Genomic DNA, 12860 nt, shown 5'->3' with positions numbered 1-12860 from the left:
CATGCTTTGGCCACCTATACGACCCCCTCGGGGCCCTCGCCAGAGGACTCTTGCCACGAAACGGCGAACATGTTGGATGATTCAATTGGTTAATTTGGACGCCTGAGACCCTCCCGAGACCTTGCCCGATGCCCAGCCTGTTCCGCTTCCTGACGGTCGTCGCCGTGCTCGCCGGCATCGTCTATGGCGTGGTCTTCGCGCTGGCGAACTTTGTGAGCCCGAAGTCGCGAGAAATGACGGTGACGATCCCGCCGGATAAGTTTCTCAAGAAATAGGAGCTAGCCTCCAGGGCATGCGCGTACAGCCCTCAGACAGCAAGCTCACCGGCCTGTTCCTCGACATGCTCGCGGCGGAACAGGGCGCCGGCCCCAATACGCTCGACGCCTACCGCCGCGACCTCACCGATTTCTCGGAATTTTTGGGCCGCGTCGGGCACAGCTTTGCCGACGCCGAGACGCAGATCCTGCGCGATTATCTCGCCGATCTCGACAGCCGCGGCTTCAAGTCCACCAGCGTCGCGCGGCGGCTGTCGGCGATGCGGCATCTCTACCGCTTTCTCCTGAACGAGCGCATCCGCACCGAGGATCCCGCGGCGATCCTGTCCGGCCCCAAGCGCGGCCGCGGCCTGCCGAAGGTGCTGTCGATCGCGCATGTCGACCGCATGCTCAGCCGCGCCAAGGAATTGAGCGAGGCGGAGGACGCTTCTCCCTCGAAACGGCTGCGCGCGTTGCGGCTCTATTGCCTGCTCGAGGTGCTCTACGCCACCGGCCTGCGCGTCTCCGAGCTGGTGGCGCTGCCGCGCTCCGCGGCAAAACGCGACGCCCGCATGATCGTGGTGCGCGGCAAGGGCAACAAGGAACGCCTGGTGCCGCTCAACGAGGCCTCGCGGCAGGCGATGGCCGACTATCTCGCGGCGACGGAAGCGGCAAAAGCCGACAAGAAGAACAGCGTGGCCGCCTCGAAATGGCTATTCCCATCGTTCGGCGAGAGCGGGCATCTGACGCGGCAGCATTTCGCCCGCGACCTGAAAGAGCTTGCTGTCGCCTCGGGGCTGCAGGCCCGGCTGGTCTCCCCGCACGTGTTGCGCCACGCCTTTGCCAGCCACCTCCTGCACAACGGCGCGGATTTGCGCATCGTGCAGACCCTGCTCGGCCACACCGATATCTCCACGACCCAGATCTACACCCATGTGGTCGAGGAGCGCCTGAAGAGCCTGGTGCGCGACCTGCACCCGCTGGCGGAGAAATAGTTCTCTTGTAGCCCGGATGGAGCGCAGCGAAATCCGGGGCCGCCCGCCTCGCGGAAAGACCCTCCCGGATTGCGCTTCGCTCCATCCGGGCTACAGGCAACCCATGAAACCGCCTTGACTTCGGCCACATCTCCGCAGAAAGAGCCGTGGCCTCACGCATGATTTGGCGGGCTGCTTTAGAGCGCACAAGCCAACTCATTGAAGAAGCTACATTTCTTTCCGCCGGTCCAAACCTGCTTCGACGCCCCGCCCCGTCCTCGCTATATTGAGTTGATGCCAGATCACATGCGCAGCTATCTCGACTTCGAAAAGCCGGTCGCCGAGCTCGACTCCAAGGTCGACGAGCTGCGGACGCTTGCGGCCTCGGGCACCGATATCTCCGAGGAGATCGGGAAGATCGAGGACAAGGCGGCGCAGGCGCTGGCCGACCTCTATCTGAACCTGACGCCGTGGCAGAAGACGCTGGTCGCGCGGCATCCGCAGCGGCCGCATTTCAACGACTTCATCAAGGGCCTGATCACCGAATTCACCCCGCTCGCGGGCGACCGCAAGTTCGGCGAGGACGAGGCGCTGGTTGCCGGCTTCGGCCGCTTCCGCGGTGAGGCCATCTGCGTGATGGGCCAGGAAAAGGGCGATTCCACCGAGAGTCGCATCCGGCACAATTTCGGCATGGCGCGGCCCGAGGGCTATCGCAAATGCGTGCGGCTGATGGAGATGGCCGAGCGGTTCGGCCTGCCCGTGCTGTCGCTCGCCGATTCCGCCGGCGCCTATCCCGGCATCGGCGCCGAGGAGCGCGGCCAGGCCGAGGCGATCGCGCGCTCGACCGATGCCTGCATGGCGCTGACCGTGCCCAACGTCGCCATCATCACCGGCGAGGGCATGTCGGGCGGCGCCATCGCCATCACCACCGCCAACAGGGTCCTGATGCTGGAGCACGCGATCTACAGCGTGATCTCGCCCGAGGCCGCCTCCTCGATCCTGTGGCGCGACGGCTCCAAGGCGCAGGAAGCCGCCAACAACATGAAGATCACCGCGCAGGACATGCTGCGCTTCGGGGTGATCGACAGCATCTTGAAGGAGCCGGTCGGCGGCGCCCACCGCGACCCCACCGCCATGATCGCCACCACGGGCGATGCCATCGCCAAGGCTTTTGACGAGCTCCGCGGCCTGGACGGCGACACCATCCGCAAGCAGCGGCGGCAGAAATTCCTCGATATCGGCCGGAAGCTGGGCTGATTCGGCCGTTTTCGGTGCCGTATAGTGGGCAAAGCGAAGCGTGCCCACCATTCCAAACAGTATGGGGAGCGAGATGGTGGGCACGGCGCTTTGCGCCTTTGCCCACCCTACAAGACCTTTCGGGCGGCCCCCGACGCCCCGGTAACTCCCCGTTAACCCTTTTTTTGCCCAAATCAGCGATCTCTGTGCGGATTGGGCCGGAAGGCCCAAGTACGGCCCAAAGTCGCGTCCATTTAGTCTTCGTTGACCATGCCACTGGGCCAACGGGCTCGTGATCCCAGCTCGGGTTGCGACCACATGACCCAGAGGTTAGAATTTTAATCAATGGCTTCAGGGCACAAGCGCTGGAGCGTGGTTCGAAAACGCCCGTCACGACGGGTCCGGATCTCCGGTCGGATCATGCTTCGAGATTGGGGTTCGCGCTCTCTGCCCGGCACGGTGTGGGGTCCATCTTGATTTCTCGTTCGCTTGCTCGCGCGCTTTTGGCTTCGGTTGCGCTGCTGACAGCCAGTGTTCTGCTGGCCGGCTGCGACACCGACCAGGTCTCGCTCGCGACCAACGCCAAGGCCAACCAGCCGGTGCCGCCAAAGCTTCTCGCCGCGATGGTCGAGAAGGACATGGACCTGCAATCGCCGATCCTGGTCCGCCTGTTCAAGCAGGAGGCCGAGCTCGAGGTCTGGAAGCAGGCCCGCAACGGCCAGTTCGCGCTGCTCAAGACCTATCCGATCTGCCGCTGGTCGGGCGATCTCGGTCCGAAGGTGCGCGAAGGCGACCGCCAGGCGCCGGAAGGATTCTACTCGATCAATCCGGGCCAGATGAATCCGCAGTCGGCCTACTATCTCTCGTTCAACACGGGCTATCCGAACGCGTTCGACAAGGCTCTGGGGCGCACCGGCTCGCAGCTGATGGTGCATGGCGATTGTTCGTCGCGCGGCTGCTACGCGATGACGGACGAGCAGATCGCGGAGATTTATTCGCTTGGCCGCGAGTCGTTCTTCGGCGGCCAGAAGGCGTTCCAGCTGCAGGCCTATCCGTTCAAGATGACGCCGGTGAACATGGCCAAGCACCGGAACAACCCGAACATGCCGTTCTGGAAGATGATCAAGGAAGGCTATGATCATTTCGAGGTGACGCGGCAGGAGCCGAAGGTCGATTTCTGCGAGCGCAAATACGTGTTCGACGCAACGAAGACGCCTGACGCGAAGCGCGATCCGGTGTTCGACGCGTCCGCGAAGTGCCCGGCCTATGTGATCCCCGAGAACATCGCCAGCGCGGTGCGCGACAAGGATGCGCGCGACCAGGTCGAATACAACAAGCTCGTCGCCAAGGGCACGCCGATCGCGCGCATGAACACCGGCATCGACGGCGGCATGAACAAGATTTTTGCCTCGAAGATTCCGGAGGGATCGACCGGACTCTCGGAGAACGCCGAAGGCTCGACCCTGGAGATGCTGGCGATGGCGAAGGCGCCGGGCACGATCCCCGGACACGTCAATCCGCCCAAGCCCAATCTCGATGCGGTCGCCGCCGCTCCCGTGAACCAGGAGCCGGTCGTCGCCGTCAGCGCGCCCGCCGCCACCACCCGCGTCGCCGCGGCCGCGCCGGCCAGCGAGAAATCCCAAGAGAAATCGTCAGGCGGCTTCTTCTCCAACCTCGGCCGCAAGATGGGCCTCGGCACCGCCGACACGACGGCGACCACGCCTCCCCCGCAAGCGACCGCGTCCGTGGCCCCTGCCGCTGCGCCCGCAACGCCACCCACCGCGACATCGAGGCTGAAGGCCGCAGTGACCCGGTTCGTGCCCGGCCGCGATACGTCCAAGGACGCGCCTAAGCCGGCCGTCGCCGCCGCCAAGCCGGCCGAACCGGTGAAGCCGGACACGCGCCTCGCCGCGACGCGGCCGGCGCTGAAGCCGTCGGTGTCGGATGGCGCGAGTGAAGCGACGCAGATCATGGGCGCCGCGCCGGTGGTGTCGTCGAACTCGTTCGACAGCCGCTTTGGGGCGGTGAAGTAAGGGCGGCGCTCCGCTTAATCTCTCCGATCCATCTCAGCCTGACGCCGTCATTCCCCTTGATGAGGTACAGTGAGAGCGCTGCGCCTCACTCAAAGACGGGCAGCGCGACCTACGGCGCCAGGTACCGCATCAGCTCCGGATTGACGCGCACATCGTTCGCCTGCCCTTGCAGCGCGACCCTGCCGCGGTCCAGTACATAGGCGTAATCGGCGACGCGCAGCGCGAGGTCGAGGTGCTGCTCGACGATGATGACGGCGATGCTCTTCGCGAGCTCGATCAGGCGCTCGGTGATCTCCTCAATCACTCCGATCCAGACGCCTTCGGTCGGCTCGTCCAGCAACAACAGCTTCGGATCGCCCAGCATCGCGCGGCCGATGGCGAGCATCTTGCGCTCACCGCCGGAGAGGGTGCCGGCGGGCTGGTCGAGGCGCTGGCCGAGTTTCGGGAAGATAGTCAGCACATGGTCGACCGCGTCGTCCTTCTTGCTGGCGAGCGAGCCGACCGCGAGATTGTCGCGCACCGACAGGCGCGCGAATACCGAATGCTCCTGCGGCACGTAGCCGATGCCGGCGCGCACGCGCTCCTGGGTCGCGCGGCGGCTGATGTCGCGCCCGTCGAAGGCGACCTCGCCCTTCCACGCCGGCAGCTCGCCGACGATGGTCTTCATCAGCGTGGTCTTGCCTGCGCCGTTGCGGCCGAGCACGGCGACGCCGCCGCGCCAGGGAATGCCGAGGGTGACGTCGAACAGGACCTGGCTGCGGCCATAGCCCGCGTCGAGATGCTTGATGTCCAAAAATTCAGGCACGGCGCAGATAGATCTCCTGAACGGATTTGTTGGCCTGGATCTCCGACACGGTGCCTGATGCCAGCACCTTGCCCTGGTCGAGCACGGTCAACCGATCGCAAATGTCGCGGATGAAATCGAGGTCGTGCTCGACGATGACGAGCGAGCAATGTTTTTTGATCGGCTGAAGCAATTCACCGGTGACGCGGCGCTCCTCCAGGCTCATGCCGCCGGTCGGCTCGTCCAGCAGCAGCAGCTTCGGCTTGCCCGCGAGCGCCATCGCGATCTCCAGCCATTGCTGCTGGCCGTGCGACAGTGCGGCCGCCGCGTCGAAGGCGCGATCGGCGAGGCGGAACTGCGTCAGCATGGTCATGACCTGGTCGTGCAGCGCGTCCCGCGTGCGCGAGAATACGAGATCGAACAGCGAGGACTGCGCCTGCAGCGCGAGCAGGATGTTGTCGTAGAGCGTCAGCGTCGGCAGCACGCTGGTGATCTGGAATTTCAGGCTCATGCCGGCCCGGGCCCGTTCGGTCGGCGTGAACGCGGTGATGTCGGTGTTGATGAAACTCACTTTGCCTTGGGTCGGCACTTCGGCCCCCGCAATGCACTTCATCAGCGTGCTCTTGCCGGAGCCGTTCGGTCCGATCAGGCCGTGAAACTCGTTCTCGCCGACGGTCAGCGCGGCGCCGTCGAGCGCGGTGAGCTTGCCAAAGATCTTCTTGATATCGGCAGCTTCAAGGAGCGGCATTGCGCTTCTCCTTCTCAGTCTGCTTCTCAGTCCGCTTCACGGTCTCCTTGGGCTTGGCACCAAAGCTGCCGACCCGTTCGCGCTCGCCGAGCACAAAGCTGATCAGGCCAAGTGGCCGGAACAGGATCACGAGCAGCAGCAGCAGACCGAGGATGATCGGCCAGATCTCGCGATAATTGTCAGAGAGCCAGAAGCTGACGCCCTCGACGATCACGGCGCCGATGACGGCGCCGATCAACGTGCCGGAGCCGCCGAACAGCACATAGAGCACGACCTGCGTCGAGACGACGACGCCGACCATGTTGGGCCAGACGAAACCTTCATGGAAGGCATAAAGGCTGCCGGCAAGACCTGCGATGGCGCCGCCGATCGCGAAGATGATCGCCTTCAGGTGCTGTACCTTGTAGCCGAAGAAGGCGATGCGCTGCTCGTTCTCGCGCAGGCCCGCAAGCGCCAGGCCGAATTGCGAGCGTACCAGGAAGCGGCAGAGCAGGTAGACCACGACGAGGATACCGAGCACGAGATAGTAGAAGGCCGGGCCCTCAGTAAATTCGTAGCCGCCGAGCGACATCGGCGCGATCGAGGGGATGCCGTTCTGGCCGCCGAGATAGTACCAGCCGCGCGCGAGGCGATCGGCGGCGTAGGAGCCGGTCAGCGTGCCCAGCGACACGAAGATGACGCTGGAGGGGTGCCGTCCAAGCAGCAGGAAGCCGCCGAGCAGCAGCGCGAAGGTGAGGCCGATCAGCGTTCCCGCCGGCAGCACCACGAAGATGTTGGTGATGTCGAGGTCGCGCGCGAGCAGCGCGACGCCATAGCCGGCCGAGCCGAAGAACAGGGCCTGGCCGAAGCTCATGATGCCGGCATAACCCCAGACCAGATCGAACGACAACGCGAACAGCGCGAGGATGATCACGCGGGTCGCGAACACGGTGAGGTAGTCCTGCAGCACCAGCGGCGCGAGCAGCGCCGCGACGAGCACGACGCCCTCCACGATCGGCAGGACCTTTCGTCCTGCCTTGACCTGTTCCTTGGCCTGTCCCGCGGCCACGCGTTCAGCCATCGCACCGTCCGCTTCGTCGCCGGCGATGGCTTCTCTTACCACAGTCATCGACTTCGGCATTCCGCCTCAGCATTCCTTGGGATCGACGAGCCCGTCGCTGCGTCCGACGATCTCGTAGTTCCCACCCTTGGCGACCGCGGTGTACATCTTCATCTTGCAGTGCCGCTTGCCCGGCACCATCTCGGCCGGGCCGCCCGGGCCTTCGGCGATCTTGGCGTGATCGAGAGTGGCGGCAACCGAGTCGCGATCGACCTTGCCGGCTTCCTTCACGGCCGCTTCCCACAGCTTGAGGCCGCGATAGGTACCGGTCGCGGCACTGCCGGCCGCGAACAGGAAGTTGCCGGGAAAGTCCTTCTCGTACGCCGCCTGGATTTTTGCGTCGAACGGGTTCTCCTTGGTCAGCACCTTGAAATAGTCGAGGCAGCTTGCGAGCCCTTCGATCTCGGCGGCCTGGTTGATGTTGAGCGTGTTCTCGTCATAGTAGACGCAGGCTAGGCGCCCGCCGTTCTTGAGGAAGCCCGCTTCATAGAGCTGCTTGAAGAACGGGCCGACGCCCGGCGGAATGACAGTGTTGAAGACGACGTCGACCTTGTTGGAGATGATCCGGTTGACGGTCGATGAGAAGTCGATCTGGTCGAGCGGGTAATATTCCTCGAACACGACCTCGCCGCCGTTCGCCTCAATGACCTTGCGGGCGTAGACGTTGAGCGTGTGCGGCCAGACATAGTTGGCGCTCGGCAGCGCGAACTTCTTGCCGCCGTTCTTGATCAGCCAGGGGATGAACTCGTCACACTGCTGCGCCGGCGTCGGCCCGGTGCAGAACAGATAGGGTGTGCACTCCTTGCCTTCGTAGAGCTGCGGATAGATGTAGAGCGTCTTGCCGCGCGCCACGATCGGGTCCTTGATCGCGTTGCGCATCGACGAGGTGATGCCGCCCAGCACCATGTCGACCTTGTCGCGCTGGATCAGTTTTCGGACGTTGCCGACGGCGACGGATTCGTTCGACGCAGTGTCCTCGATATAGAGCTCGAGCGGACGGCCGAGCAGGCCACCGGCCGTATTGATCTCCTTGATCACCATCTTGGCGACATTGGCGTCGGCATTGCCGGCATAAGCGATCGGGCCGGTGAGATCGGTCGCGATACCGACCTTGATCGGGCCTTCCGCCGCGTTCGCCCACGGCGCCGGGATCACCCAGCTTCCGACGCCGGTCGCGACCGCGCCGGTGGTAAAGGCAAGATTGGAGAGGAAGCGGCGACGCGAAAGCTGAGTACGATCGAACATGACTAAACCCCTTTTCCAGCGATGAGGCCCTGTGGCCGAAATTTAATGAAGACAATGGCGAGCACGAAGACGAGGACGTCGGCGACGACGGGCGCCATCACCCATGGCAGCGCGGCACTGAGGGTGCCGATCACGCCGGCGCCCGCCACCGGTCCGATGAAGGAGCCGACGCCGCCGACCATCACCGCGACAAAACCCTGGATCAGGAAACGCAGGCCGAGATCGGCGTACAGGCTGAACACCGGCACGATCAGCGCACCGGCAAGGCCGGCGAGCGCGGAGCCAAACGCAAACGTGGCGCCGTACATCAGGGGCGTGGAGATGCCTGAGGCCCGCGCCAGCGAGGGATTTTCCAGGGTGGCGCGCATGCGCAGGCCAAAACTCGTGCGCGACAGCAGGAGGTAACAGCCCGCCATCACCAGGAGCGTGATGACGATGATGGTGAAGCGCCAGGCCGAGATATGCATGGCGCCGATATCGATCGAGCCGCCGATCGGCTCGGGCACGGTCAGATAGAAGCCACCGATCAGGCCGCGCACGGATTCGCGGATGATCAGGCCGAGCGCATAGGTGCCGAGCATCGCCACGATCGGCGCGGCGTAGAAGCGGCGGATGATCAGCGCCTCCAGCACGAAGCCGAGCGCACCGACCACGAAGGGCGCCGCGACCATGCCGGCCCAGATCGGCAGGCCCTTGGCGTAGGCGAGATAGGTGATGTAGGCCCCGAGCAGGACGAACTCTCCTTGCGCGAAGTTGAAGATGCCCATCATGCTGGCGATGATTCCGAGCCCCAGCACGATCAGGACGATGATCGCGCCGAAGCTCAGGATTTCGAACGCCGCGACGAACGCGTTAGCCATGCGCTGGATTCTTATTTTTACGCGTTTTCTTGACGCGAACCGGTATCCACTTCGCTTGAAAACGCTCTGGTCCGTCCGTCTGCATCGATGCCTCGCTCACATCTTCTTCCAGTCGCCGATCTGCTCGAAGGCATGCGCGGCGCGGTAGATCGTGGATTCCTCGAACATGCGGCCGACCAGCATCAGTCCGACGGGCAGGCCGTCGACCATGCCGCAGGGCAGCGACATCGCGGGATGATGGGTGATGTCGAACGGCGCTGTGTTGGAGATCATCTCGAGCGCGCGGGCGACGTAGTCTTCGCGGCTCGCGGTGGGCTCCGGCAGCTTCGTCGCCTTCATTGGCGTCGTCGGCAGCAGCAGCAGGTCGTATTCGCCGAACGCCTTGTCATAGGCCGCGGTCAGGCGACGCGAGATGTTGAGTGCCTTGCCGTAATAGCGGGGACCGAAGCTGTTGTTGATGTAGGTCCCGAGCATCAGGAACAGTTTTGTCGTCTCCGATAGCGAATCCGCCTGCCGGCGCCAGCCGCGATGGAAGTCCATCAGCGAGGTCGAGTAGAGGTCGGAGCGGCTGAGGCCATAGCCATCGCCATACATCATGGTCTGGGTCATGCCCTCCGTGCCGATCGGCGTCCAGATCGCGGGACCGACAAGATGCATCGGGATCGAGACGATCTCGACCGTGGCGCCAAGGTCCTTGAAGCGCTTGGCGGCCTCGCGGACGCTTTCGTTGACGGCGGCCTCCGCGTTCGCCTGCTCGAAGCCTTCCTTGAGGATGCCGATCTTCATGCCCTTGACGCCCTGGCCGAGCGCCTTGGTGTACTCCTCGACCTTCGGCGCCTTGATGCGGGGATCGTAGCCGTCGTCGCCGGCGAGCACTTCGAGCAGCAGCGCATTGTCGGCGACGGTCGCGGTCATCGGACCGGTGTGGTCGACGAAGACCTCGATCGGCATGATGCCGGTGTAGGGGACGAGGCCCCAGGTCGGCTTCATGCCGTAGGTGCCGCAGAACGAGGACGGCATGCGGATCGAGCCGCCTTGGTCGCCGCCGATCGCCATGTCGACCTCGCCGAGCGCGACCACGACGCCGGAACCGGAGGACGAGCCGCCGGCCGAATAGCCCATCTTGTGCGGATTGTGCACGGCACCGACCGCACCGGTGTGGCTGCCGCCGGACATGCAGAAGGATTCGCAATGCACCTTGCCGGCGATCTCGGCGCCGGCATCGAGCATGCGCGTGACGATGGTGGCGTCGAAATCGGGAACATAGCCTTCCAGCGTCGCCGAGCCGTTCATCATGGGCACGCCGGCGAGCATGATGTTGTCCTTCAGCGCGACGGTCTTGCCCTTGAGCTTGCCGCTCGCCGCACCCTTCACGGTCGACTTGCGATACCAGGCGTTGCGCGGGTTCTCCTCGGGTGAGGGCCGGTAGCCCGGCGTGCGCGGATATTTGACCTCCGGCACTTCGTCCGGCATCGCGCCGACGAGATTATAGGCCTCGATCGAGCCCTGCATCAGGCCGCGGAACGAGGCGACATCGGCATCGGTCAGCGAAAGGCCGCACTGCTTGGCGACGTCAAGAAGTTGGGCAGGCGTGGGAAGGACAACTGTCACGGCGCTCTCCTGAAGTTTCTTGGTACGGTCCCTGCGCGCGGCCGCGATTGGCGCGACGCGCGCAGCGGCCCTGCTGAAACATTCAAAGCGGAAATATTTTCCTTTTCAAGTATTATTTTAAGATGGGGCTGTCCGGATTGCCGCAGCAGGCTCAGACCGGCTTGATCAGCTTGAAGTCGAGGCCGTCGGCCTCCGCGAGATACATCTGCATGCGGGCGTGGCCGTTGCGAACGACGACCGGGCCGCGCGCGCCGCCGTAAACGATGTTGCGGCCCGCCGCGAGCATGGGCGCCATCGACAGCGAACCTGCCTTTTTCGCCACGGCTTCGAGGAAACGCAGGCCTTCATAGCTGGACTGGCCAAGCGAGCCGATCGGCGGGGCGTTCGGCCCGAACATCGCGCGATAGCGGATCTGGAAGTCGTCATTGGCTCGCGAGCCGATACCGGAGAAATAGCCGGATGCGCAGAACATGTTCTCGCTGTTGTCGGCGCCGATACCGAGCAGCACCGTCTCGTCCATGGCCCCCGCCAGCCGCAGCGTCGTGGCACCGAGGCCGCATTCGCCGAACGCACGATTGAAGGTGACGCTGTCGGTGCCTATCAGCGAGATCAGCACGACATCGGGCCGCGCGGCACGGATGCGCGCCAGATGCGGCTCGTGATTGTCCTCGCCGAGGGGGACGAACTCCTCGCCGACGACGTGGCCCCCGGTTTCCCTGATGTAGTTCTTCACGGCGCGGTGCGATTGCCAGGGCCAAACGTAATCGCTGCCGATCAGGTACCAGCGCGACGCCTTCTTGACGTCGGCAAGCCAGTGGATCGACGGCCGGCTCTGCCAGCGCGGCGTCTCGCCGATCGCCATCACGCCGGGCGTGCGCTCGCCGCCTTCGTAGACCGGCGTATAGATGTAGGGGATGCGGTGACGCGTGGTGACGTCGCGCAAGCCGACGCGGACCGCGCTGGTGTGCAGCCCGACGATGAGATCGACCTCGTCGAACGCGATCGCCTGTTCGGCGCGGTTCAGCACCTCGTCGAGCGGCCCGCCGGCGTCGTAGATCGACAGCTCGATCTCGCGGCCGAGGATGCCGCCGCGCTTGTTGATCTCGGCAACGGCGAGTTGCGCGCTGTTGGTCGCGCAGGGGCCCCACACACCCGGCGATCCCGTGCAGCAGATGAAACCGCCGATGCGCAGCTTGTTCGCGCCACGCCGCCTGAGGAAAGCATGATCGCCCGGCGACAGCGAGCTATCGGCGCCCGACGACGACAGATTCCTCAGCAGCAAGGACGGCGGCATCGCCGGACTGCCGTGAGCCGGGAAGTTTACCGTCGCGTGCACGCCAACTCCTGTCTGGCACCAGACCTGAAAGCACAATGAGCAGGCGGCCGCGGCATCCGCCCTTTTGTTAGGCAATCATCCTATTTTGAAAATATTGAATATTCAACAATTGAAGTGCATATAGAAGCAGCATTGATTGCAAGACATTCACTCATTTGGGTCAAGACGAAGTCTTAGCCGTGGCAAAACCGAACTCCCCGATCACCGAACACCTCGCCTACCTGCTCGCGCAAGCCAACCGGGAGATCAACCGGCAGCTGGAACTGCGGCTGAGCAAGGAAGGCGTTCCCGTCGAGCAGTGGCGCATCCTTAAGGTGTTGTCGGACGGCGATGGCCACTCGATGGGCGAACTCGCGGACGCGGTGCTGCTCAATCATCCGACGCTGACCAAGATGATCGACCGCATGGTCTCCGACACGCTGGTCTATCGCGTGCAGGACCCGAATGATCGCCGCAAGGTTTTGATGTTCATCTCCGACCGCGGCAAGGTGCTGTGCAAGAAGCTCAACTCGCTCGCGGTCGACCAGGAGGAGCACATCCTGGAGAGCTACGGCGACAAATCGACGAGCGAACTGAAGCGGCTGCTGGAGAGCTTGATCGACAGCTCGAATTGAGCGGCGTCGATTTCAATCTCATCGTCGTCCTGGACAAGCGAAGCGGAGCGCCAGGACGACGATGTG

Annotated in this window: 12 protein-coding genes; 5 read left to right on the top strand and 7 right to left on the bottom strand. The window is 64.1% G+C overall.

The window, feature by feature from the left end; genetic code table 11:
• Window positions 1-128: 128 nt before the first annotated feature.
• The 4 genes from AB7245_RS03190 (at window position 129) to AB7245_RS03175 (ending at window position 4497) form a co-directional block, all read left to right on the top strand.
• Entirely contained in the window at window positions 129-275 is a 147-nt protein-coding gene (locus tag AB7245_RS03190) for a hypothetical protein (protein WP_035730492.1), read from the top strand.
• 17 nt (window positions 276-292) lie between these two features.
• Window positions 293-1249, top strand: coding sequence for a site-specific tyrosine recombinase XerD (gene xerD / locus AB7245_RS03185; protein ID WP_063980624.1), 957 nt, complete (start codon window positions 293-295; stop codon window positions 1247-1249).
• A 273-nt stretch (window positions 1250-1522) separates the two neighbouring features.
• Window positions 1523-2485, top strand: coding sequence for an acetyl-CoA carboxylase carboxyltransferase subunit alpha (locus AB7245_RS03180; RefSeq protein ID WP_063986022.1), 963 nt, complete (start codon window positions 1523-1525; stop codon window positions 2483-2485).
• 452 nt (window positions 2486-2937) lie between these two features.
• On the top strand, window positions 2938-4497 hold the full coding sequence (locus AB7245_RS03175; RefSeq protein ID WP_225048569.1) for a L,D-transpeptidase family protein: 1560 nt from the start codon (window positions 2938-2940) through the stop codon (window positions 4495-4497).
• Between the two features lie 109 nt (window positions 4498-4606).
• Here AB7245_RS03175 and AB7245_RS03170 read toward each other — a convergent pair whose 3' ends face one another.
• The 7 genes from AB7245_RS03170 to AB7245_RS03140 form a co-directional block, all read right to left on the bottom strand.
• A complete protein-coding gene (locus tag AB7245_RS03170) occupies window positions 4607-5302 on the bottom strand; it encodes a branched-chain amino acid ABC transporter ATP-binding protein (protein WP_063980622.1) in 696 nt (231 codons plus the stop codon).
• Window positions 5295-6029, bottom strand: a complete 735-nt coding sequence (locus AB7245_RS03165) for an ABC transporter ATP-binding protein (protein ID WP_063980621.1) — start codon at window positions 6027-6029, stop codon at window positions 5295-5297. The genes AB7245_RS03170 and AB7245_RS03165 overlap by 8 nt, the downstream gene beginning before the upstream one ends.
• Window positions 6016-7149 (bottom strand): branched-chain amino acid ABC transporter permease, encoded by a 1134-nt coding sequence (locus tag AB7245_RS03160; protein WP_063980620.1) that lies wholly within the window; start codon window positions 7147-7149, stop codon window positions 6016-6018. The genes AB7245_RS03165 and AB7245_RS03160 overlap by 14 nt, the downstream gene beginning before the upstream one ends.
• Before the next feature lie 6 nt (window positions 7150-7155).
• Complete coding sequence (locus AB7245_RS03155) at window positions 7156-8373, bottom strand: substrate-binding protein (RefSeq protein ID WP_063980619.1); 1218 nt, start codon at window positions 8371-8373, stop codon at window positions 7156-7158.
• 2 nt (window positions 8374-8375) lie between these two features.
• Window positions 8376-9233, bottom strand: a complete 858-nt coding sequence (locus AB7245_RS03150; protein WP_063980618.1) for a branched-chain amino acid ABC transporter permease — start codon at window positions 9231-9233, stop codon at window positions 8376-8378.
• A gap of 96 nt (window positions 9234-9329) precedes the next feature.
• Complete coding sequence (locus tag AB7245_RS03145; protein WP_063980617.1) at window positions 9330-10844, bottom strand: amidase; 1515 nt, start codon at window positions 10842-10844, stop codon at window positions 9330-9332.
• Between the two features lie 151 nt (window positions 10845-10995).
• On the bottom strand, window positions 10996-12180 hold the full coding sequence (locus AB7245_RS03140; protein WP_014490414.1) for a substrate-binding domain-containing protein: 1185 nt from the start codon (window positions 12178-12180) through the stop codon (window positions 10996-10998).
• Between the two features lie 179 nt (window positions 12181-12359).
• On the opposite strand from AB7245_RS03140, the gene AB7245_RS03135 reads away from it, so the two are divergent.
• Window positions 12360-12794 carry a MarR family winged helix-turn-helix transcriptional regulator gene (locus tag AB7245_RS03135; RefSeq protein ID WP_014490415.1) on the top strand — a complete coding sequence of 145 codons (435 nt, stop codon included), beginning with the start codon at window positions 12360-12362 and terminating at the stop codon, window positions 12792-12794.
• Window positions 12795-12860 lie beyond the last annotated feature (66 nt).

This window comes from Bradyrhizobium sp. 604_D8_N2_3 (genome assembly GCF_051810765.1).
Lineage (GTDB): Bacteria > Pseudomonadota > Alphaproteobacteria > Rhizobiales > Xanthobacteraceae > Bradyrhizobium > Bradyrhizobium barranii.
Note: the sequence above shows the minus strand (reverse complement) of the source record. Positions and strands in the feature narration are given on the sequence as shown.